The following is a 24,577-nucleotide window of genomic DNA, read 5'->3' on the forward strand; positions in this document are numbered from 1 at the left end:
AGCCTTAGAACAGTGCGCTGTCCTTGTTGAATTTGCGCACCGCGTAATTCGATAACAGTACAAGTATAAAGCCGACTACGGACTGATATAGCCCCGCTGCCGAAGACATTCCAATATCGCCTAAATTCATTAGTGCCCTGTACACATAGGTATCGATAACCTGTGTCGTATCATTCAGAGCGCCAGAGCCGAGTGGAACTTGATAAAATAGACCGAAATCAGAATAGAAAATTTTGCCGATGGCAAGCAAGGTCATCATGATGATAATCGGATACAATAATGGGAGAGTAATATAGAGAATTTGCTGCCATTTGGAAGCCCCGTCTAGTTTTGCTGCCTCATAGTATTCCGGATCAATCCCGATGATCGCAGCCAGATAGATGACGCATAAGAAACCGGCGCCTTTCCATAAGCTGATAATCGTCAATATGAAAGGCCAATATTGCGATTCGCTATACCATGAAATACCCTCTATCCCCAGACTGGAAAGAACGGTTTTGTTAATAAAACCAGTCTCCATGCTGAGTAGGGAATAAGCCAAATAACTTACGATAACCATCGAAATCAAATGGGGCAACAGTAACACACTCTGGTAAAACCGCGACATAAAGCGGCTGTGAATTTCATTCAGTGCGATTGCAATTCCCAGTGCAAAAGCAGTATTTAAGATAATGAAACAAAAATTGTACAATATCGTGTTGCGTGTAATGATATAGGCATCCTGCGTTTTGAATAAATACTCAAAATTTCTCAGGCCAACCCAGTCACTGCCGAGTAGTCCCTTTGCAAAATTGTAATCCTTGAAGGCGATAATTAGCCCGAACATCGGCAAATAATTGTTGATGAGCAAGTAGACAAGCCCCGGTATCATCATAAGCAGCAATACGTAGTACTTTCGCACACTGCTCTTCCGGCGGGGCCGATAGGTTTGTTCCATATTACTCCCTGCTTCCCTGGCTGATCACGGATGAACCAATAATGCTAACTGGACCCAGCAAGCCAGAGGGCTCCTGCTGGACGAACTTGGAGAACCAGTCCTGCTGATTCTTCGCTAGTGTATTGGTCACCTCGATAGTCACTTCATTCTCTCCTTGCTTCCAATAGCGAGCGATATTCCATACATAAGGCGCACACAGCTTCACACCCACATCCTGACCATTGACCCACACCTGTGCAGTCTCATAAACCTGCCCCAGATCCAGCCATATCGGGTCAGTTAATTCACCAGTTACGACACACTCATACTTCAGCGTACCAGAAAATCTCGGCAACAGGTCGCGTGAGCTCATATTACGCAGCTCCTTTATGGTCCCCCAAGGTGTGAACGTTGGATATTCTTTGGCTGTAGCGAGGGAAATGTTCCACTGGACATGCTCAATCAAACGTCTGGATAAAGCACGATCCGCACTGGCATGCAGGCTCAGATCTGTCCCTAGTGGAGCACGCTGCCACTCTCCTATTGGAGCCGGTAGAGTCCCCTCTTCTCCAAACGGTACACGAAGCAAGATTAGTGATTCATAAGCGCTCAATCGCAAATCAAGCTGATAGTTTTCTCCTGCCCCTACGCGATCCACCTTGTTAGTGAATGCGTCATAACGAAGCCATACACCAGAGCCTGGGAGCGTAATGCCAGTCTCAATCGGCTGATCTGGATTCTCATTGAACAGCATGAGAACTTCTAATTGATCATGACGGTATTGGTAGGCTCGTAGATAAGGCTGTTTGTCCCTGAGTACTAGCTCATTCATCCCTCGGTCGATAAGCGTCTCTGCCAGAAGCTTCAATGGTGTTATCGTAACCTGCGGGTAAGCCGCCAGCTTCTTAAGCACTTCCTCGCATGGTACAGATTGACTCGCTCTTACTGGCAATGCGTCAATGAAGATAATAGACAAACCGGATGATGCGAGCTCAGTAAGCTTACCCAGCCATTCTATTGGCAGCGCTTCGGCATAAGGTACAACTAGACAGCGGTAGCGTTCTTTGTGCACCGCTAGCTCCCCATCGATAACTTCCGAAGAAACCAGGATATCGATCGGCAGCACATCGCAGTCGATTTGGCTCTGCATCAACTGCTTCACCGGCTCTTGGAACAGCATGTATTCCCCGGACCATTCAGCCTCAGCATGATATAGCACAGCAGCACTCGCAATATGCTCCCCGTCATTCAACAAGTGGCATACCCGGTTCGTATAGTCATTAAGCAGTCGGTAATACCTGAACTGCGGATTATACCCTCTGGCATAGAAGTGCGGCGGGCAATCCCAGTCAGGAAACTCCTTCTGAGAAAAAGCATGCGGCACAAAATGATTGACGCCTCTAACCAGCATATGGTCGGTCAGCCACTTCATCAGCTTCAGCCCTTCCGCCCAGCCGTAAGCGCCGAAGATTTCACAAAAAGTTCTGCCTTGCTTCCTAGGGTCGATATGTCCCAGTGAAGCAGCTAGTTTAGTCATCCCGTAATGGAAAAAGACACTGTCTGTCTTCCCGCCCATCCATGAGAATGACATTTCATCAAAACCGGGTACAATTTGCCATAGCACGACATCCAGACCAGACATGTCCTGCCCCTCCAGCGCACGGAAGAAATGCCCTGCTCCGCAGCCCAGTCTGGCGTGTACATTATTGTCCTCCATTAGATGGCCGATATAGGCTACGCCCCGTTCTCGGCACCAATCTCCAATCCGCCTGCTGAAGTGCTCTGCGTACAGCTTGCTCACTACGTTCATGTAGGCGTAGCGCACAGCAAACGTCTGAGGTCCTCCCTCATGCCAGAGCAGAGGCAGATGCTGCCGCAGGTTCGGACCGTATTCTGCCTCCAGCAGCTCCAGCAAATCTGAACGCCACGGCAAAGCCATCTTGGCATCGCCAAGACCCGAAGCATAATCGTACGATGCTTTGCTGTTATAGAAGCCAGGCTCATCCGAGAAGAAACCTGCGAATGCGACGCCAAAATCATCCTTGTATCGTGCGTAATAGGCTTCGTAAATTGTATCGATCAGAATCTGCGTCGATTCCGGAACGATCGGGTTCAAATAATCTTTGCGGCGATCATCCCCGCCTTCCCGGGTGACAACGAACAAGCAGATCGTCCAGTAGCCTTCCGGCACGGGCCAATAAAGAACCCCGTCTTGCACAGAAGCTTCGAGATCTATTGCAATAAAATCCCCATCCAGCTCGCCCGTAACTGGATCACGCCTAGCTGCAGCAGCACCGACAGGTCTTGCACCATCTAGTACCGACCAGGGTCGCAGCAAGAATGAAGCTTCAGGATCGGGACCGCGTGCATCCATTCGACGCTCTGAGAGGAACTGCCGCTGGTGTTCCAGCGGCGCCTCCTTCACCTTTCCTGCTGCGTGTCCTGTCGGAAAGTGATCATCGTCGAAGACCCAAATTTGCATGCCATGCTTCCGGGCTTCATCCATAATGGTATCCATATCCTTCCACCACTGTGGACCAAGCATATCAGGGTGGGGACGGGACTCCACACATACGGCATGGATGCCCGCTTCCCGTATACGAGCCAGCTCCTCACGAATGACCGCCTCTTCTTCTCCGCGCTGCCAGAAGAACGGAAGAATATAATTCCGTTCCTCACCACTTATCAATTCATGAAGTTTACGACTCATTGTACACCCTCTGCTTTCGCCCATTCATCCAGCTGGCGCTGCTTATCCGCAATAACCTTATCGATTCCTGCAGCCTTCAGCTTCTCAATAAATTGCGGCAAAACCTTATCCGGGTCCACAGAGCCTGTTTCAAGAACAAGATAATATTGCGCGATGACGTTGGATACTGCCGCTATTTCTGTTTTTACGGACTCTGGATTCATCGTAAAGCCCATCGCCTTGGATTTAACCGCCTGCTCATTGAAATCCTTCATCTTCTGCCAAATATCCGGGTCTTCACCCTCAAATACATAAGAGAGGAACTGGTTGCCAAACAGCCAGCTCATATTTAAATTGTAGCCGTTCGTCAGCATCGTGACGCCTTCTGGGTATTTGATGACATTATCGGACACTTTGACATAATGCTTGCCTTCAATACCCCAATCCAGCAGATTAACAAGCTCAGCATCCCCATACATCAGATCCAGAAACTTCATAGATGCCACCGGATTCTTAGCTTGACGCGGAATCCCCCACATAATGTTCAGCACATGATCTGTCATGGATACAGGATTAGACAAGGTTGCACTAATCATTTCCTTGCCAATGGATCTGGACTCCTGCGCATCAAATCCCGGTTTCAGCTTAGAGAGATAACCAAAAGCTCTATCAGCCTTCATTAATTCGATTTGACTCGACTTGTTGGTTGCTGAATCTTTCAACGTATATCCTGCTTCATACCAGTTCCTCATCCGTTTCAGGAGCGCAGCATATTCAGGAGATTCGATGCTATTAACAAGCTTCAGACCATTATCGTAGCCTGGTAGCACGCCCATCCCGTTGCTAAGACCATCATGCCAGCTGTAGCTGGTCAGAAAGGAGAAGCCTGCTCCGCTAGGAATTAGTGGCGTAATGTCTGGTTCATTATCTTTAATGATTTTGAGCGCTGCTTCTACATCATCCAGTGTTTTAATCGCACTCGCGTCGATTCCATGCTTATCTGCAAGATCCTTGCGCATTGTAAATCCGTTGGCTGTTGCCAAGTCTCTCACAGGCGTGACGCCGTAAACCTTTCCATCTACCTTACTGGCGTTCAAGTAGTCCGGGTCAAGCACCTTGCGAATATTTTCCCCATTCTTCTCCAGCAGCTCATCGAGCGGCAACAACTGTCCTCTGGACACTTGGGAGCTAAATCCAAACGGTGATCCGACGACAATCAGATCTAACTTCTCATTGCTCGTCAGCATTAAGTTAACCTGCTGGGCATAAGCGCCGTAATTGATTGGCATTAGATTAACCGCTACATTGATTTTTTCCTTTGTAATCTTGTTAATCTCATCTTCTACTGCCTTCATATCCGGTGGCGTGCCGGTTACACTGAGAAATGCGACATTCAATTCATCGATCTTTTGCGATGCTTCCTCGCCTGTTGTTCCGGGGCTGTTAACCGGATCTTTCGCCAATCCGCCTGAATTTCCGTTCGAACCACATGCGGATATGAGCAGCGATAGACTCACTAGACTTGCGAATAACCATGTCTTCTTGCGCATTTTGTTTTCCCCCTGGCTTGATCATTTGGCTTTCTCTTGCCATTATAGCGGGAAGAGGACCGCATCCTCTGCTTCAGATTCGACCTTTAACTGACGTCATTTCGACTTTGCAAGGGAGGCACCTCGTCCGTGCTGGCGAAACTCGATTGGGCTTAAGCCTGACTGATTCTTGAACAACTTTGCAAAATGAGAAAAGTTTGAATAGCCCGTAGCCATCGCCACGGCGCTTACAGGAAGCTCAGAATGAATAAGCAGCTGACTAGCCAACTTAATTCTCTCCTGCAAAATATACTCTGGAATCGTACAGCACAGCTCTTTTTTAAATAAGCGGGTCAAATAGTCCGGGTGCAAGTATACGTGGTTCGCTGTCGTTTCTCTGGACAGATTCTGATCCAGATTGGATACAATATAGCGTGTCGCCCGTTCAATCACATCGCTAATCGAGGACGGATGTGTGGTATTCATAGCCTTCATAATGACATGGGCAAGCCAGCGCTCCAGATCGGTAAGCGAGCGGGATGCTGCTTCTGCCAGACGCAAGCTTTCCCCATCACAGAACATGAGATGTGCCTGAACCCCTTGCTGCTGCAGGACTGCATGGGCCATTTGCAAAAAATTCTCCTTCAGCGCACGCAAATAATCGCCATCTATTCCCGTATGATCCCGCAGTCCATGGATGCAAGCTCTCGCTTCTTCCAGCAGTCTCTCCTTCACGCCTTGCCTCATCATCGCTGCCCAGCCACTCATATCTGGCAGAGCTGGAGGCGCTGCTGCAAGACACTTTGCCTCATTCAGAGCTACATATTGGATTCCGGTCACATTGTCTCTGTCTAAATTGTGTAATTGAGCCAGCAGAGCAGGGAGTTCATGTCCTTGTACTGGCCGCCCCCCATAGCAATACAATTCACAGTATAAATGGACACGACAAAACTCAACCAAGCGGCTACACATGATGGCAAGTCCGTTCTCTAGCTGTTCCTGTTCCACAGGCATAATAAGCAACCAAGCGTCATTCCCGGCAGGTACAACGACACTGCCTAACGTAAGCCTTCCCAGCATCTCTTTGCCTGCGTTCTTGAGTCCATATTCCAGCAGCTTCCGATCTCTGACCAAGAAGTCCTGCTGCCAACCACGTATGATCATTAACACTGGCAGAACCAATGAGTCCGCAGGGAGAGATACTTGCCTTGTCGCCGCTTCCTCTGCAAAAATCTCACTCACTGCCGGAATGGTTTCATTCAGAACATCCAGCCAGAAGCGCTCGCGATTTATATCCTGCTGCCGCGACCACCAGTTCTTTACCCGCTGCGCATCCGCCAGTTCTTGCTCGCGCTTCACAGCGTCTGCCGCCTTGCAAAGTGCTGCTTCCAGCTCCTCCTTGGTCAGCGGCTTCAACAAATAATTGGAGCAGCCCAGACGCACGGCTTCTTGGGCGTAATGAAAATCCGCATGGCAGGTCATCAGCACAGGAACGGTGCGAATTCCCTTCTCCCGCATCCACTTCAGCAGCTCTAGTCCGCTCCGCTGCGGCATTTCAATATCGCATAGCAGAATATGAATCTCCTGTACCTCAAAAATCCGCTCCGCCGCAGTCGGGTTGTAAGCGACATAAACGTTGGAAATACCAAGCTGCAGCCAGTCCACCATTTTTTTAACCGCTTTCACAAAATGAATCTCATCATCTACGATTAGCACGTTCAGCATGGCGTGCCCTCCTCTCCTTCCGGGAATGACTTCATGGGTAAACGAACTTCGACTCGAGCCCCGCCTGAATGAAGATTATGAAAGGTAAGGTCGGCTTTTCCGCCATACAATAGCTCCAGTCTGCGCCATGCATTCCAGATGCCATGCCTGCTCCCGTCCTCCCGCTCCAAGTTCCTCTTCTCATTTAAGAGCTGCAGCAGCTCTGGGGTAAATCCTTCTCCGGTATCTTCAATAACTAGTAGAATGCGAGGCAGCTGACCATCTGATTCCAGCTTTCCATGAATCGAGAGCCGGAATGGCGCTTCCAGCGTAAAGGCGTGCTTGATGGCATTCTCCACAAAGGTTTGAATCACAAGCGGGGGTATAGCGAAGTTCAGCAGATAAGATGGCACCTCAATTTCACTGCTCAGCTGATCTGGAAACCGCAGCTCCTGAATACGTATATAATTGCGCATATGCATCAGTTCATCCCCGAGTGAGACGAGTGAGACATGACTACGGAAAATGTAACGGAAATAGTCCGAGAGACAACGCGACATCTCCTGGATTAATTCATAATTGCGTACAGCAGCCAAACTGTGCAGCATGTTGAGGGAGTTCAAATAAAAATGTGGATTAATCGTTGTCTGCAGCTGCCTAAGCTCCGCCTGCTGTTTGCTTAATTGTTCCTCATAGACATGGATTTTCAGCTCTCTAATGTGGGAAAGCATTTGGTTAAAATGATCGTTAACGACGCGAAATTCTTCGGTTGAGGCTTTAGCTTCTGGAATCCCTTGCATATGCCCTTCACCGATTCGATTCATGGCAGATAGCAGTCTTCTGATCGGGAGCAAAATCATCTTGCGAAGCAGCACCAAACTCAAGGGAATAAGCAATATAGAACCCACAGAGACAAATCTATTCCAGCTCCAGAGATTGAAAAAACCTTTCAAAATATCTTGCTCCGGTATAAGCGCAACCAGTCGGAAACCACCATGCCGAGATCGTTCACCTACCGTGAGATAACGTTCCGGACCACCTGATAAGCTATATCCACCAGAGGCAAAGCTTAAATCAATTTGTTTTTCGCGAACCACTTCAGCATGCAGCATAGGCTCTCCAGCTTCAGTAGAAAATAGCGAAAAACCGCTCTCGCCTAAATTAATCAGGTTAAACGGAATGAGAAGTGTGTCCGCCTTGACCCAGGCACCAACATAAGTATTGGGAGCTGCCTGAAGCAAGCGGAGAATATAGTAGCTGCCATCGATCTGTTGTACAAGCCAGTCACGCCCCCCAAGCTCAGACTGTGTGGGGGACGCATTCAGCTTACGGGTAACCTCATCGGATACGGCTACTCTTTCCATATAGGATGGGCGTGGACTGAATGCTTCTATGAAGCTTGCATCTAGTGTGCTATAAATAAAAAAACCGTCCACTGCTCCATTACGGGAGTTTTCGTTCCATAGCTGCTTGGACAGTTGTACCTTTAGCAGTGCCGTCTCTGCTTCTGGCTGCCTTCGGTCGAGCAGCAGCAGGTTTGGATCAGAAGCCACCATGTTAATTAAGAAGCTGTCGATTTCATCGAGCAGCCCATCAATTTGATTCATATAGAGGGTGATAAAGCTCTGATTGCTCTCAGCGACTTGCTTACGTACTACTTGAGCGGCATAATATTGGTTGAAATTGAGCAGCACAATGAGCGGAACCAAAATAGCGGCTACGCCCACAATGAGTTTGAATCGCATCGTATTTCGAAGCTTGCTTCTGCGCTGTGTATTCATTGCTTTTCCCATAGGCTAAGCAGAAAATCCTTATAACGCGCATTCTGCTCCAGCTCTTCTGCCTTGGTTGCGTCACCGTTCTGCCGGCAAATCAAGACAGACTTTTGTAAATAAATGAAGTACAAATGTGTAATCATTCGCGTCCGTTCGATCCAAGCCAACTTCTCATCATTAGGAATTTCGGCTGCGCGCTCAGTGGCAAAAGCACTCATCGACAAGCGTGTCTCCTCGCTGATCAGCTCCTTGAATGCCTCCAGTTCCGCCGGATTCTTGCCCATACTCGCGTAATACACACTAAAGAGCGAATCATAATAGAGAAGATCTGGCTGGTGCTCTCTTAACCACAAATACTTGTCGAGAATAGCTTCAATTGAAGCACGCGGTGATTTAAAATCGAACTCCACCAGCAAGCGTCCGAACATGCGCTTCAGATTATCTACATACACTTCTGTGGCCAGTTCCTCCTTATCCTTAAAATGATGGTACAAGGTACGTCTGGACGCGCCTGAGCGGGTAGCAACGAGTACCAAATCCGCACCCTCAATCCCCTTCTCGCAAAAGGCGGCCAGCGCCGCCTCTTTAATCATTTCTCTGGTAAGCTGCAGTTGTTTCTCTCTAAGCTTCATCATGTGCTCCCCTATCCTGTAGTGCTAAGCTCTTCGGCAGCACTCGGGCTCGCTTCTGCATCGTTATGCAGGAAGCGTGTGCCTCGAGAGCTGCGTTCTTGCTTGTGAATAATGCTATCCATCCATGCCACTAATTTCTGCCCTTCCTCCTCTGCCTCATAGAAAGCTTGCATCGGCAGCAGCGTATGCGGAGTCGTGTGATTCTCCTTATCATAGCCGTATTCTGTAAGAAAATAATAAAAATTAGGCAGTTGTTCGTCAAGCTGGCGGGTAGCCGCTCGAAACTGCTGGCTCCATGCCTCCAAACTTTGCGGGTCAATATCGTCTCCTTTGCCATTAAGACGGTTCTGGAATGAGGTGAGCACCTTGTCATTAATCGTACAAGCATGCATGAGCACAGCATGAGCAGGCATGGCCTTCGCATTGTGGCGGAACGCCGCCCCAATCATATCTGTCTCCATCGGAAATGCGAACTGGCGTGTGAAATCAGTATTCCACTGCTTGTTTACAATACTCGGCCATTGCTCGGTAGCAAGAAAGGAGCTGTCAGAGAGATGATAGATTTCTGCATCCGCATAATGGCTCGCAATGTCACTGGCATAGAAGGCTGAACCAAACCCACCAGCACTGGAGCCTGTAATCAGAAGCTTTTCCGGTGTGTCGAAATTAGCATACACCCATTGCAGCGCTTCCTCCACATTATTCCTGCCATTATGACGGATATGCCGCACCTTCTTTCCCTTCTCATCGCTGTAAGTAACTGCAGCGTTGCCGGTATGAAAGTCAGCTGAGACATAAGGAATGAAGACGACATTCCACTCGGAGAACGGGTTGTCTGGACGTTGATCGAAGATCCCACGGTGCATATTAAAGATATAGAACGGAATTCTGGCAAAATAATAGCCAAATTGCCCGTGTTTGAGATAAGAACGCAGGGACAACGGGATCTTCGCTGTCTCTGCATCCCAGCAGGCCCCGCCCCCGCAGAAATAGACCATCAAATTTCGGCTGCTGCCTTTGCGGGTATACAAGCAAAACGTTGAACCATCCGCGGCCATTGTCTGCTTGCTAAGCTTTACCTTGTTCCACTTGCCCGGTTTCGTATCACGGAAGCTATTCTTTTGGCTTGGTCTTTTGAAAACCTTACGGCTGACAAAGACAATGGAAAGGACTGCCACTGCAACAATAAAAAAGAATGTTCGCTTCAGCCTTTGCATGCTAATTCCCCTCTTCTCTCATAATTAACAGCCTTCAGTCCTTGTGAATGGACACCGCTCCAGCCTTTATTGCGGTACAGCTCCGGATGCTCTCCAGAAAAAGCTGCCGCTGCATCTGAATCATCAGCCAACCGATAACGCAGCCATGCGGTCAAATAACCTCTATGCATGCCGCCCTGCCCCATGCTCTCTAGATGATGTGCCGCCCTCGTCATCGCCATAACAGCTGCTTGGCCTGATCGAACCGCAGCGTAGGCACTCCGATTGGAGGATTTTGGCGAGATCATAAAGTCATGCGTTCCCGCCATGAAAAATAATGCAGCAGTTTGCGTTTCGATCTCATAAATATCCTTGGGTTCACACCACATCTGAGCAGGCAGCGCAATCGTAACCACCGTCTGAAGCGGCTCATCCAGATAATTCCCTGCATTCAGAACCCCTGTGGCGCCTTGGGAATGACCCACTGCACCAATGCGATCGATCAGCAGCTTGCGATAAAAAGGGCTTGCAGGATTAGCATTCTCCTGCAGGGTATAACGCACCGTATCTGCAACTTCCCGGCCTGTACCCGTATGACGGCAATAGCTGTCGATTACAACAAAGCCCCACGTCGCCAAATGAAGCAGCAGCGCATCATAATTCTCAGGCTGAGCATCCGAGCCATTGCCCCAAACAATAACAGGACAAGCTTCGTCCATCTCCTCCGGGCAATAGATTTTGTATTGCGGATTCCCATCCTCTGCCTTAATTACCACACTTCTGCTACGATGCAGCCCTGGTTCGCCATAACGCTGCTCCACAGGTTCTGGCTGATAGCGGTAAAGCCACCTTCGTAATTTAAGCGGATATATCATTAGCAGATAGACCGGAATTAAAATCCACTTTACCCAGGGGCGGGAAGCTGGCTTCTGTGATGTTATCATCCGTGCTTGCCATCCTCTCATTTTCATTTCGCATTACACCAAGATCACTTACTGCACACCGTGTGTAATGAAAGTATAATAAAGGACCCCATCACTGTCAATGCTGGATTTGTGAATTTGTGTATTGTAGTGGCTAGGGACGAAAATAAGGGCAGAAAAGTGCAGCACATTAAGGCTTTTGTGTGGGTAAGAATCGTGTAGGAGGCTACCCATTAGTTGAGTAGCCGACCTTTTTTACAAAGGCGGTTTTTATCTGGTCGGATTCAACATTTGGATTTAACATAGCTTTTTTATAAGGAGTAAAACATAGTCATCACCGTAATGTACTGTTTTGTCGACGATTCCAGTTCGATAGAATGTTTCTCCATTTATTTTAAAATTCCAATAGTGTGGCTAGTAAATAGCATCTGTTTTAGCTTCTGTTTTTCCCAGTTTGAAATCGGCTGCATTAAGAGTAAATATTAATGAACTTTCGATATGCCTTCATAATAACAAGGCTGTTATGAGTTCTTTATCACAAAAAAACCACCCCGAAGGGTGGTCCGCATTACAATCATCATTCTATTAACATTTTCAGACTCTAACATTGGAGATGGGAGACAGCTTGTTGAAATGCATGTTTAGAGTCTGTGTATTTCTTCAAAGACTGTTTGAGGAAATATCGATACATCTATATGGATTGAGTAAAAACTTTTATAAAAAAATAAGCCACATAGAGTTGTTATACTCACATGCGCACAAAATGATTTAATTGCACTAAAAAATATAGATTATATCTCTTGGTAGGTAAAAAACAAATGGCCGTCATCAAAAGGATTTTCATTTTGGCTCCAGTGCCTATTTAACCTTCCAATAGCTTCCTCTTCAGATAAAGATAACACTTTAATCATTTCTCCAGCTTATAACACCCATCCTGTTTAGAATTACTTTACATTTACGAAAGTAAGCAATATTAGACCCTCAATTATTGTATCGATAAGAGTTTGATTATGCACCGATAATTGAAATCCTGTCCCCTTGTAATAGTCTCTAGACATAGCTTGTCCATTATTGTTGAAATAAGGATTCGCCCAAATTGGTCCATTAACAAAATCATACTAGTAATGTTGTCCACCGTTACGTTGATTATAAATAAACGTTTTTCTCAATCTAATTTTTCATTTTTCTTGAACATTATCTTATCAGCTTTGATGGACAAGTACATATATCCTTAAAATAAAAAATTCATACAGCACGCGGATCTTATTATTCATGTTAAATCAAGATTAACGATTTAAAAAAATCACCGATCAATTACATCGATCGGTGATTTTTTAAACAATCGAAATACTAATTACACACAATAATTATGGTTTTAGTACCACCTTGATGCACTCATCCTCACGGTCATTGAATATTTTATATGCATCGCTTGCCTTATCTAGAGGAATACGATGTGAAATGATCTCCGTGGGATCAAATTCTCCTGCTGTAATCTTTTCAAAAAGAAGCGGCATATAGTGGATAACTGGTGCTTGCCCCATTTTCAACGTAATGTTTCGTTCAAAAATATTGCCGAGTGGGAACATGTTATATAATGAACCGTAAACCCCAGTAAGCTGGATCGTACCGAATTTCCTGACTGCCTTGAGAGCGATTTGAATTGCGCTGAGTGTGCCGCCTTGCAGCTTCAACTTCTGTTCAATGGCTTCTATAACGGACTTTTTGCCGTCCATGCCAACAGCATCAATGACAACTTCCGCTCCGCCTTGTGTGATTTCTTTGATATAATCACCTATATCATCATGCTCTTCAAAGTTATACGTTTCAACATTGTTCATTTGTTTGGCACGATTTAAACGATAAGTAAGATTATCTATCGCAATTACTCTTTTAGCACCCTTCATCCATGCAAATTTCTGCGTCATTAAGCCGATTGGACCGCAACCGAGAACGACAACGGTATCCCCTTTCTTTACGCCAGAATTTTCCACGCTCCAATAAGCCGTCGGCAGAACATCTGACATGAAGAGCAAAGCTTCATCTTCAAGCTCACAGGACTCAGGAATTACGAACGGCATGAAATTCCCGTAAGGTACATGAAGGTACTCTGCTTGTCCACCAGGATAATTTCCGTATCGTTCGGTAAAACCAAAATAACCACCTGTGTCTATAGCAGGATTTAAATTAGAGTTATCACACTGGCTTTCTTGATCATGTAAACAATATTGACAAGTCCCACATGAAATGTTAAACGGCAAGACGACGCGGTCGCCCTTTTTCACTTTAGTCACTTCCGAACCAACTTCTTCTACTATACCCATAGGCTCATGACCGATTACATAATCTTTGTGAGTGGGTAACGCACCCTGATATATATGTAGATCAGACCCACAAATAGCAGTGGAAGTGATACGGACAATAATATCATCCTTCTTCTTGATTGTCGGATCCTCAACCTGCTTCACCTGGATATCTTTTACTCCCTGAAATGTAACTGCCTTCATAAATCACTCTCCTAGTTATGACTGTATTGGACATACTCCATTTTTACCCATTCGTAAGAAAGTTACTCTTGTTTTCATAATTTCAGGAAAGAAATCTCGCTGTGTAACTATGCTCCCTGTTTTACTCTTGAATAATCTAATCATTAAAAAAAGAACCCGCAATAAATGCGGATTCTATAAGGTGGTACTGAAGTATCGTTACCCATCCCTAAATTTTATGGGTATATCTCACATATACTCACTCATTCGCAGGATTTCGTTACCTTGGATCAAATCCATCTCAGGTAGCGACGCTGTTGATGCCGGTTAAAGTGGTATGCTGGGCATGCGGAAATAGAGGAACACTCAGGAAATATTTCCAAGACTGTCTCTACTGCACGCATACTCCACATGATCCATGAAGGTTCACCCTCCCACAACTTAACGGGTCAATGCCCATACATTCCTTCGTTTTACACTTCCAAGGTGTATTCTGTTTTCCCGGTGGTTACGAAGATATCGAATTCCGTTAGCTTATAGCTATTATAAATATGTCGTGTTTGGGGACTCCATATATGGTAACTTTTTAGATACAATATTTTTTTAAATAATTGATTTTATCCATCTTAACTAATCTACAATTGGGAACAAGAGGGCTTATTTTAATCTGCATGTCCAGTTTATTCAATAGTGGCGCTAAACGATCTCGTTCCTTTTCATAGATAGTAAACTCTAAACCATATTGATAGATTTCATTTTCTATTTCTTGTTGCCAAACATTACATCCAATTACAAGTGGTATTTCGGCAACTGGCTGGCATGGCTTATTGCTCTTTCTTCCAATCCAGTTCGACCAGTTTGGACTGCAAGAAGGCAATGTTCTGCTTCGCGTACCAGTCTGGATCGGATTGACGCGAATGGAACCCGATTTCCGACGTAAGATAGCCTTTGTAGCCGACGTCCTTCAATGCGCGGAGTACGCCATCGAAGTCGCAGCGTCCATGACCTGGCGGAAGCCGGTCGCTATCGGAGAGATGAATATGATGAAGCTTATCGGCCATCCGGTACACATAATCGCTCGCAACTTCATTGCGGTACAATGCATGGAACGTATCAAACATGAGCTTAACGTTATCCTGACCAGACTGCTCGCTAAGGAGAAGTGCGTCATCCGCAGATTCGATGAGGTTGCTGTCAGTCGGCGTCGGTTCAACGACTATAGTAATGCCAAGCTCCTTCGCGTATTGCGCCACATCGACGAGCGCTTCTAGACTGTAGTCCCATGCCTGCTTCTTCGAGGTTCCGTATACGGCCCAACCCGCCAAGTAAATGACGGTCGGACATTCCCAATCATGAGCCAAACGCAGCACTTCTTTGTAGTGATTAACCGTATACGCTCTTTCTTCAGCAATCGGCGAGCTTGGATTATGGCCAGGACCGCCTCCCGGAGCTGGCAGCAGCGATGAAACACTCAGCTTTTCCTTCTTCAGCAGCTGGAGAATCTCTTTGCGGCGCTGTACGGACACATGATCGGGCCATGCATGCGGGCTAGCGCAGCCGATTTCGATGCCGTCGTAGCCAAATGAAGCAAGACGATGAATGACTTCTTCTAACGGGTAAGAAGGTACCCAAACCGGAAAGCTGCTGTACACCCATGTATTAAACGAAATCCCTTTCACACTGAACACAACCTCTCGATTTTATATCATACATGGACGGATTAGTATTAGTCCCAGATAAACACGGCCTTCTCCGTTAATCTCTCATCGAACATCCGGAATGCGGTCGCAGCTTCATCCAGCTTAAACGTATGCGAAACGAGTTTCTCGACAGGCAGATTACGCTCGATAATGAAGCGTGTAATTTCGTCGTACTCGAAAATCGGGAAGTACCAAGAGCCCATTACCGTGATTTGCTTGCGGATCAGCTGATTGCTTGGATTGATCGTCAGCTCCCGGCCTTCGCCGATAAAAGCTGCACGTCCGTGCGCACGCAGACAGTTCAATGCTGTGTTTTGAGCAAGCGGACTGCCGGAGCAATCTATCGCCGCATCCGCCCCGCGGCCTTTCGTAATTTCCATAATGCGTTCGAGCACATTTTCTTTGCTATTAATGACGTGATCCGCCCCCAGCTCCTTGGCCAATTCAAGACGTTCATCCAGCATGTCGATCGCTATGACAGTTGCGCCTAAGCCCTTAGCAATCATGACACCCGCTCCACCCATCGGCCCTAGACCGAAAATAACGAGTGTGTCTCTGCCGTTAATGTTCATTCGCTTCTGTGCGTGGTAAAGCGTACCGACCGCATCGGTGGAAACCGCCGCGACGAGGTAGCTCATCTCATCCGGAATACGCATGCAGTTCTCTTCTGGAACTACGACGTAATCCGCATCACCGCCATGTGTATCGAAGCCGATGCATTTCCATTCCGGACAAAACATCTTATAGCCGCTCTTGCAATGCTCGCACTCGCCGCAGCCGATCGCCAAGTAAACGGCAACGCGATCGCCGATCTTGAAGCGTGTAACCCCGTCTCCCGTCTGTGTAATTTCTCCGGCTGGCTCGTGACCAGGATGGATGCAGCCAGATTTCGTTGATTCTCCGCCTACGACGGGGTTGCTGCCGTAGTAGAGGCTCATGTCGCTGCGGCAAATTGCCGATGCCTTCATCTTAATGAGAACCTCGCCGCTGCCCGGAATTGGAATTGGCACTTCTTTCACTTCCACTTGCTTATCACCTGGAAAAACAACCGCTTTCATCGTCATCTCTGTTCCCTCCGTTATTGTTGAACTTGAACCCAGCACTCGTCTTTATGGCTCTTAAGAATCGCTTCCATAATACACATTGATAGATGTCCGTCTTCGAAGGTCGCGAAGTTCGCCTTGTCCTTTAGCGGGTCTTTGCCTTCCCGAATAAATGTGTAATATTGCAGCATCATGTTCTTCACCGAATCGGGCCAGCCTTCCGTATGCCCGCCAGGGTGATGAATGGAAGGTCTGGCTTCTTCGAGGAACAAAGCCGGATCTGCCATCAGCACCTCGTTGAAGCGATCACGATGGCCTATCCATAAACTAGCCGGCTCCTCCTGCTTCCAATAGGCGGATTTGCGGCTGCCATTCAATTCAAAGCTAAGCGCATTCTTCCGACCGGCGCTAACCTGGGATACTGTAAAGGCTCCCTTGCTTCCATCATCAAAGCGAATAAGGACCGATGCATAATCCTCCGTATGGACAGAAATATCTTCGTATTTCGAAATCTGCTCTCCCTTGTTTACGCCGAAAGTGATCGCTTGGGATACGGGCTTCTTACGTATTGGATGCACCGTCCATAGATCGGCGAATACTTGCTTGATTTTCTTGCCTGTCACATATTGAACGGTGTCGCACCAATGGGAACCGATATCCGCGATAGCCCGCGACCTGCCGCCAGTTTTGTCATCTAACCGCCAATTGTAATCCGTTTCATATAGCAGCCAGTCCTGCAGATAGCTGCCGTGTACCGCATTGATCCTGCCGAATTCCTCCTGCTTCACCATTTCGGCCAGCTGCTTCATCATTGGATATTGCCGGTAGTTAAAATTAACGCCGTGAACGACCCCATGCTTACGTGCCAGTGCCAGCAGTTCCGCAGATTCGGAGCTCGACATGGCTAGTGGCTTCTCGGACAGTACATGCTTGCCTGCCTCTATGATTTCCCGATTGATCTGATTATGCAGATGATTTGGCGTACAGTTGTGTACGACTTCAATGTCAGGATTGCGGAGCAAATCCTTGTAATCACCGTAGGCAAGCGGCACGCCAAGCTGCTCCGCTTTGATCCTGGCGCTCTCTTCACCGTTCTGGGCCAAAGCTATAACTTCTACGAATTCCAGCCTGCGTACGGCTTCGATGTGGGCCGGTCCAATAAAACCGGTACCGATAATACCTGCTTTGATTTTAATTTTCATTTTTTGACCGCTTTCTTGCCGAATACGACGGCCAAGATGATAATGAGACCCTTGATCATCATTTGTTGACTGACATCCAGGCCCATGATAATGAGACCGTTGTTAATTGTACCGATCATAAGCGCACCTACTACGGTCCCGATAATCGTTCCGACACCTCCGAACAAGCTGGTGCCGCCGAGAATGACGGCTGCGATGACGGACAGCTCATCGCCTTCGCCGAAAGAGAAGCGGCCAGCATTCATACGTCCGGCATAGAGAAGTCCTGCCAAACCAGCCATCACACCCGTGCCAAGGAACACCAGAAGCTTGATGCGCGCAGTCTTCACGCCGGAGAACTTAGCCGCATTCTCATTACCGCCGGTTGCGAGCGTCTGTCTGCCGAACGAAGTTTTGCGCAAGAGTACATGCGAGAAGATGGTGAACACAACGACCCATAATAGCAGCACTGGAATTGGGCCGATATCGCCTGAGCCGAATATGAAATTAAAATGATTATTAATGATCGGAATCGGCGCCGTGTCCGTGATCCACATCGCCATGCCCTTTACGGCACCCATCGAACCTAACGTTACTAAAAAGGAAGGAATAGCCGCCTTTGTTATGAGCATGCCGTTTATAAGACCGATCGCAAGCCCCGTGCCGACGCCGGCAACAAGTGCGCCGATAATTCCGAAGCCTGATTGAAGGGCAAGCGCGCCCGTTAGTGAGGATAAAGCGGCGATCGAGCCCACCGACAGATCGATTTCACCCGTACTAATAACAAAAGTCATCGCAAGGCCCATCAATGAAATAGTCGCCGTTTGCCGCACGATATTGAGCAAATTACCCGATGTCAGAAATCCGTCATCGAACAACGTAGCTGAGAAATAAATAAAGACACCGATGAAGGCCAGATAAACGATGTAGTTCCGCCATTGAAAGCCTTTTATCGATCCGGTCAGGGTCGGTTTGGTTACATTAATATCCCTGGATTGCATATTGCAGCTCCTCCTCTGATTGAATATCCTTGCGCTTCATCTCCCGTTTGATCCTGCCATCGTGCATGACGAGCACGCGATCGCTTAGTGCGAGAAGCTCCGGGAGCTCTGAAGATACAACGAGTATCGCTTTGCCGTTTGCGGCCATTTCGCGGACAATATCGATAATTTCAATTTTGGCGCCAATATCGACGCCGATCGTCGGTTCGTCCAGCAGCAGAACGTCCGGTTCCGCGGCAAGCCACTTGGCCAGTACGATCTTCTGCTGATTACCGCCGGATAACAGGCCGCTTTGCTTAAAAATGTTGTCGGTCTTGATGTTTAGCCTTTCAACGAGACGCTTGCTGATCTCATTGGATTTCTTGTTGTCGACCAGCATCCCTTTTTTCACTTTGGAGAGAATCGGGAGGATCATGTTATCACGGATACTGTGCTGCAAAACTAGTCCCTGCATCCGGCGGTCTTCCGGAATTAAGGCAATCCCCGCATCGATCGCTTGCCTTGCGCTTCGAATCTTCTGCTTCTTCCCGTTTACATAAACTTCGCCGCTGTCCATCGGATCAATGCCGAAGATCGTACGCAGCAGCTCTGTTCGTCCGCTCCCCATGAGTCCAGCCACACCGATGATTTCACCGGGCTGGATTTTCAGGCTGACATTGTCAACCTTCGTTCCCGCTGTGACGTTCCGAATCTCGAATACGGGCGGCACATCGGTAGCATAGTCGCGTTCGACCCACTCAAACGCTTTGTCGAACTCCGCGCCAACGATATGCTGAATGACCGAATCAAGCGTCGTTTCCTTGATAATTTCTGTCGTGATTTTACGGCCATCCCGCAAAATAGTAATGCGGTCACAGATCTGAAAAATTTCATCCATGCGGTGGGAAATATAAATGATCGCGTAACCCTTTGCCTTAAGCTGATTAATGAATTTAAACAGCACTTCCGTCTCCGTCTTCGTAAGTGATGAGGTCGGCTCGTCCATGATGAGAACCTTCGCTTCCTGCGACAAGGCCTTTGCGATTTCGGTCATTTGCCAATATCCGACTCCGAGCTCCTGTACAACATCTGACGGTTTTATATCAACACCTAGTTCTTTGAGCAGCTTTTCGGTCTTGCGCGCATTGTCTTTGTCATCGAGCAGCCCCAAAGAGGTTTTGGCTTCACGGGTTAGATAAATATTCTGGGAAACGGTTAGTGTCGGAATTAAACTAAACTCCTGAAAAATCATCGATATTTTATTCGCTCTTGCATCTTCGTAGCTTTTAATGCTAACCGGCTTTCCTTCGATCACGATGTCTCCTTTGTCGGCCGTGTAGACGCCTGTAAGAATCTTCATGAGCGTCGACTTGCCGGCTCCGTTCCCGCCCATTAGCGCATGAACCTCGCCTTGTTTCACCGAAAAGCTAACATCATTCAGAACTTTAATGCCATTAAATGCTTTAGAGATATTTTTCATTTCGAGAATGGGTTGTTCCACTGCACTCACCTTCTTTATTTGGAGGCCGCCAATGAGCAGCCTCCGTAAATTGGGATGTTTATTTCTTCATTGCATCCTGTACACTTGTCGGTGCGTCTGAGCCATAGATCAGCTTCCAGTTTTCCAGCACATTTTCTTTGGTTACTTTGATAGCTGGCGATGCGACATAGGCAGGGGCTTCCTTACCAAGCAGAGCATATCCGGACAGAATGGCTTGCGCTACGCCTTGGTCATACGGAAGCTGTGCGCCAAGACCACGAACGATGCCGTCGGAAGCGATCGATAATGCTACGTTAGTACCAAGGTCGACTGTAGTAACAATCAGATCGCTCCGCCCCGCCGTTCTTGCAGCCGCCATAACGCCCTCTGCCGGAACGTCCCAAGGGGCGAATATACCGTTAATATCCGGGTTTCTTGTCAGCATAGCCGATGCGACTTCCTCGCCTTTGTTCGGATCAGTAATACCGCCTTTTGCAACAATTTCAATATCTGGATACTTTTCTTTAATACGTGCTTCGAAAGCATCGGAACGGTTCTTTGTCACGAAAAAGTTCACATCATGAAACACGATGCCGACCTTGCCCTTCCCGCCTAGCTTCTCCGCCATAATATCTGCGGCTAACGCACCGTTACCGTAGTTGTCGCCGGATACTATACTGATATAATCCTTGCCAGGGATAAGCCCTTGCGCCGCACCATCCATGAACACCAGCTTCACACCTTGATCGACGGCTTTCTTGTATGCGCTTGCGGTGGATACAGCATCGACAGGTACAGAGATCATAATATCTGGTTTTTTCGCCAAAACCGTTTCAATGTCGTTTACCTGCTTTTCAGCCTTAAACTGGGCATCTGTTACCGCGACAACTTCAATACCCATTTTCTCGAACGTATTTTCCATTGCGCCTACAGCAGCTGTCATATAGTCGGTACCGGAATAATGCATGACGATCGCAGCCTTAAACTTCCCGTCCTTGATCTTCTTCAACTCATCTTCAGAGAGCTGCAGGCTCTTTGCCGATACCGCTTTCTCGCCGTTTGGCCCAATGTCTTGAACCGGCAGATCGGGGATATTCGGATTGATCGTCAGCGGTCCGAATGCCGTGTAGCCCTCATGAATCTTCGGCGCTGCCGCCATGTTCTTTCCGGTGTTTCCGCAGCCGACAAGCGTCATGCCGCATACAAGCAGCAAAGCGAGCGATGATGTTAATCTTCTCTTCATATTCAGACCCCTTACTCTTTATAAGTTGTTGATCGATTCATTCGCATCAGACGAACAATCGATTAACTTGAGTATAGGGCAAACCTGATTAGCGAAGAAGATGATGAATTTAACCTGCAGGGGGGAATTTTTTAGTGGTGTTATCTCCCGAATATAAAGAAGAGCCGTGCGATGTTTAAATCGCACAGCCCTCCGATTGGTCAAGACAAAACATCTTTCCCGTCATTAATAGCCACTTTCTTTCATTAATTTACCAACCTTAGCAGCTGCGTCATCAAGTGCCGTCCTTGCATTTTTCTTTCCAGTCAAATACTGCTGCACAGCCGTTTGGACGGTCTCCGATATTTGGTCGTAATTCTTGATCCGCGGCCTTCCTACACCAATGTTCAAGGATCGGCCGAGCACCTCGTAATACTCGCGTACAGACTCTTCAGGTACAGTCTTGGCAGCCGCATAAGCCGACTTCCGGGTCACGTGCTGCCGAAACCGCAAGTAATCGCGCTGTACGTCTGCGCTAGTCAAATAATTTGCCAATTGATAGGCTTCTTCCTTATGCTCCGAATATTTGTTGATAGCTAATCCCCACGAGCCGAAATGGGGTCCGCGCACTAGTGTACCGCCGTGCTCCACGCCGGGAAGCATGAAATAACCGACCTGCCCTCCGTGCACATTCGGATGGAGCTTCATCATGGACGTTCATTCCCATGGCAGCTTGTCCAAAACCAAAAGCGATCTCGACCTCATCCCACGTATAGGAAAGAACGTCTGGCGAGGTCACTTTGTCCTTGAGTATCCAGCTTCCGTAAGTCTCCAGCGCCTTTACTCCACTTTCGGAATTGAATACGGGATCGAGGTTCTCATTGAACAGCTTCCCACCGAAAATGTGTAGAAACGATTTGAAATCGACAAAATTGGCTTCATGCTTACCGGCCATCAAAGTCGTGCCGTACATATCAATCAACCCATCTTGATTGTTATCGCGGGTAAAGAACTTGGCAATGTCCTCATATTCGTCCAGAGTGGAAGGGATGTTGAGTTCACGATGAAACCTTTTCTTGAATGCGACCCGATTGGCCTCATTCTCGAATAAATCTTTTCGGTAGCTGACGGTGAGCACGTTCGACTGGATCGGCAAGCTCCAAACATCGAAACCTGCTGCCGTTATGCGATCCAGATTGACTGTATCCATTGCAAGTGGCGCCCTTTGCGGCATGTCCTTGTCATAGACCGACGTGTCCAAAAATAATTTCGCGATGAAATCGTCAATTCCCGTGGTCGATGCCGTTTGTTGGATGTAAGGAGTTATCGGTTCCAGATATTGAATGATTTTCGGCATCCACGGGGTATCTACGGCTATGAGGTCATATTCGCTACTCTTCCGGGACAATTCCGTAAACACCTTCTCCTGCAGACTGTTATACGGAAACGTACTTACTTCGACGTCGATCCCCGTCTGCTGCTCGTAATTCTCGGCAGCGTTAATGACCGCCTCGGAGCCCGCTTCTACCGTTGCATATAAAACCTTCAGCATAGTGGCGGAAGATTCGACCGGCTGCTCTGAACGATAAGAGCTCTCTCTCGAACATCCAGTGCAGCCAATCGCGAACATGAATAGGATAAACATATAAATCCTTGGTCTAACCATCGCGGCTCTCCTCTCTTCCTTTCTTACTCACTTTCGTCCGGTATGGTTAAGATACCATTCTTCTTCCTAAACTCCGACGGCGAATAACCGAACTCCTTCTTGAACAGACTTCTAAAGTACGCGTAGTCGGCATACCCGATATCTTCCGATATTTCATTTACTTTTTTGCTGGTGTTTAGCAAGAGTGCGCTTGCTTGCTGCATTTTTCTGCGAGTCAGAAACCGCACGAAGGTGATGCCCATTTGCTGTTTGAACATGCGGCTTAGCGTAACCGGATGGACATTTACCGCTTCCGACACGACCTCTAGGTTTATGTTCATGACGCTCGAGCTCTCGATTATCTGCAACGCCTGCTTAAACCAGTCACTTGCTTGCGGTATATCGCGTCCTTGCCGCTCGAGGTTTTTAAGCGCCCTGACGCCGTTTAGAAGCATATGACGAACCCTGTCCTTCAAATCGTTCCACGTATGATATCGCCCGACCCATTCGCGCCAATAATAAAGCGTGTCTTCATCCACCAGGATCACATCACTCCTGCCAAGACCTTCATCCAGCACGGCCATCAGATGTGCACATTCCTTCTGAAGATTATCGTAAGTTACATTCGTCAAACATTCAAACCATGCATCCAAAGCGACCTCCAGCTCCGAAATCTCGCCGGTTAGCGCTTGATGGACGATTTGCTGACTATGCTTCGCGGCTTGTTTCGCCCACTCCTTCTGATTGGCACGAATGCCGGAAAGAGGAGAATCGTTCATCTGAAAAAATCGGAGCTCCTTCATATTACGGATTTGCGAATGCAGTACGGGTAAAAAGAGTTTCCGCTCTCTGAAGCCGCTCTTCGTATGCTCCCAATCCACTCTCACGACGATGCCTACCAGGTCGGAATCCAGTGTCACTATTAGAAGAATATCTTGAGGAGAGTTATAATGATCCAATAGCACTGAGCGATCCCCGAGCTCGATATGCTTCCATTCCCGCTCGTCAAACCACAGGCTGACATTAAAAGGCTGCACCTGCTCCAAGGAAACATGCGGAATCGGCGAGACGTTCAGAAGCTGGCCTAGTTCCTTCATAAAGGCCTGCTCCATCTTTCCTTTCACCTTGAGGACGATATCCGACAGTTCTCCGCGATCCGCCGGCTTGAGCAAAAAGCCGCTGGCTCCGAGCGTGAGCGATCTCCTTGCATATTCAAAATCGTCATACCCTGATATAATGACCACAGAAATAGCGGGGTATTTCTCACGTAATCGCTGAAGAATCTGCAGTCCGTCAAGCTCCGGCATTCGAATGTCGAGAAAAACTAGATCGGGTTGTATAAGCTCAATTCGCTTCAGGGCTTCGTATCCAAACTCCGTATTAAACACTTTATCATGGGGAAAAAGCGCCGTCAGCTTTTGAATAATGCTGACCCGCACCTCACTTTCATCGTCAACGACACAGATTTTCATAATA

The 24,577-nt window shown here is 47.6% G+C and carries 18 protein-coding genes; all 18 read right to left on the bottom strand.

Annotated elements, in window-relative coordinates; translation table 11 throughout:
* Positions 1–4: 4 nt before the first annotated feature.
* Complete coding sequence (locus AC0VYE_RS20155; RefSeq protein ID WP_475442722.1) at positions 5–937, bottom strand: ABC transporter permease; 933 nt, start codon at positions 935–937, stop codon at positions 5–7.
* Between the two features lies 1 nt (position 938).
* The gene (locus AC0VYE_RS20160; RefSeq protein ID WP_475442723.1) at positions 939–3,626 is read right to left on the bottom strand and encodes a glycosylhydrolase-like jelly roll fold domain-containing protein; all 2,688 of its coding nucleotides are present in this window, start codon (positions 3,624–3,626) and stop codon (positions 939–941) included.
* Positions 3,623–5,155, bottom strand: a complete 1,533-nt coding sequence (locus tag AC0VYE_RS20165; RefSeq protein WP_475442724.1) for an ABC transporter substrate-binding protein — start codon at positions 5,153–5,155, stop codon at positions 3,623–3,625. Before AC0VYE_RS20165 ends, AC0VYE_RS20160 begins: the two co-directional genes overlap by 4 nt.
* 96 nt (positions 5,156–5,251) lie before the next feature.
* Complete coding sequence (locus tag AC0VYE_RS20170; RefSeq protein WP_475442725.1) at positions 5,252–6,859, bottom strand: response regulator transcription factor; 1,608 nt, start codon at positions 6,857–6,859, stop codon at positions 5,252–5,254.
* Positions 6,853–8,619, bottom strand: coding sequence for a sensor histidine kinase (locus AC0VYE_RS20175; protein WP_475442726.1), 1,767 nt, complete (start codon positions 8,617–8,619; stop codon positions 6,853–6,855). The genes AC0VYE_RS20170 and AC0VYE_RS20175 overlap by 7 nt, the downstream gene beginning before the upstream one ends.
* Entirely contained in the window at positions 8,616–9,248 is a 633-nt protein-coding gene (locus tag AC0VYE_RS20180; RefSeq protein ID WP_339203163.1) for a TetR/AcrR family transcriptional regulator, read from the bottom strand. Before AC0VYE_RS20180 ends, AC0VYE_RS20175 begins: the two co-directional genes overlap by 4 nt.
* A gap of 8 nt (positions 9,249–9,256) precedes the next feature.
* Positions 9,257–10,462 carry a pectin acetylesterase-family hydrolase gene (locus tag AC0VYE_RS20185; protein WP_475442727.1) on the bottom strand — a complete coding sequence of 402 codons (1,206 nt, stop codon included), beginning with the start codon at positions 10,460–10,462 and terminating at the stop codon, positions 9,257–9,259.
* Positions 10,450–11,385 carry a poly(ethylene terephthalate) hydrolase family protein gene (locus tag AC0VYE_RS20190; RefSeq protein ID WP_076265481.1) on the bottom strand — a complete coding sequence of 312 codons (936 nt, stop codon included), beginning with the start codon at positions 11,383–11,385 and terminating at the stop codon, positions 10,450–10,452. Before AC0VYE_RS20190 ends, AC0VYE_RS20185 begins: the two co-directional genes overlap by 13 nt.
* Before the next feature lie 1,346 nt (positions 11,386–12,731).
* Positions 12,732–13,871, bottom strand: coding sequence for a zinc-dependent alcohol dehydrogenase (locus AC0VYE_RS20195; protein ID WP_076265480.1), 1,140 nt, complete (start codon positions 13,869–13,871; stop codon positions 12,732–12,734).
* A gap of 803 nt (positions 13,872–14,674) precedes the next feature.
* Entirely contained in the window at positions 14,675–15,529 is an 855-nt protein-coding gene (locus AC0VYE_RS20200; RefSeq protein ID WP_076265479.1) for a sugar phosphate isomerase/epimerase family protein, read from the bottom strand.
* 47 nt (positions 15,530–15,576) lie between these two features.
* On the bottom strand, positions 15,577–16,614 hold the full coding sequence (locus AC0VYE_RS20205) for a zinc-dependent alcohol dehydrogenase family protein (protein ID WP_083681443.1): 1,038 nt from the start codon (positions 16,612–16,614) through the stop codon (positions 15,577–15,579).
* 14 nt (positions 16,615–16,628) lie between these two features.
* Complete coding sequence (locus AC0VYE_RS20210; protein WP_076265478.1) at positions 16,629–17,795, bottom strand: Gfo/Idh/MocA family protein; 1,167 nt, start codon at positions 17,793–17,795, stop codon at positions 16,629–16,631.
* A complete protein-coding gene (locus AC0VYE_RS20215; RefSeq protein WP_076265477.1) occupies positions 17,792–18,775 on the bottom strand; it encodes an ABC transporter permease in 984 nt (327 codons plus the stop codon). Before AC0VYE_RS20215 ends, AC0VYE_RS20210 begins: the two co-directional genes overlap by 4 nt.
* Entirely contained in the window at positions 18,756–20,255 is a 1,500-nt protein-coding gene (locus AC0VYE_RS20220) for a sugar ABC transporter ATP-binding protein (RefSeq protein WP_179089711.1), read from the bottom strand. Before AC0VYE_RS20220 ends, AC0VYE_RS20215 begins: the two co-directional genes overlap by 20 nt.
* Positions 20,256–20,313: 58 nt before the next feature.
* Positions 20,314–21,477, bottom strand: coding sequence for a substrate-binding domain-containing protein (locus AC0VYE_RS20225; protein ID WP_076265476.1), 1,164 nt, complete (start codon positions 21,475–21,477; stop codon positions 20,314–20,316).
* Between the two features lie 225 nt (positions 21,478–21,702).
* The gene (locus tag AC0VYE_RS20230) at positions 21,703–22,086 is read right to left on the bottom strand and encodes a hypothetical protein (RefSeq protein WP_475442728.1); all 384 of its coding nucleotides are present in this window, start codon (positions 22,084–22,086) and stop codon (positions 21,703–21,705) included.
* Positions 22,028–23,122: an ABC transporter substrate-binding protein gene (locus AC0VYE_RS20235; protein ID WP_475442729.1), complete on the bottom strand. Its 1,095-nt coding sequence runs from the start codon at positions 23,120–23,122 to the stop codon at positions 22,028–22,030. Before AC0VYE_RS20235 ends, AC0VYE_RS20230 begins: the two co-directional genes overlap by 59 nt.
* Positions 23,123–23,145: 23 nt before the next feature.
* Positions 23,146–24,573, bottom strand: coding sequence for a response regulator (locus tag AC0VYE_RS20240; RefSeq protein ID WP_076265474.1), 1,428 nt, complete (start codon positions 24,571–24,573; stop codon positions 23,146–23,148).
* Between the last annotated feature and the right edge of the window lie 4 nt (positions 24,574–24,577).

The organism is Pristimantibacillus sp. Z349TD_6 (assembly GCF_056173205.1).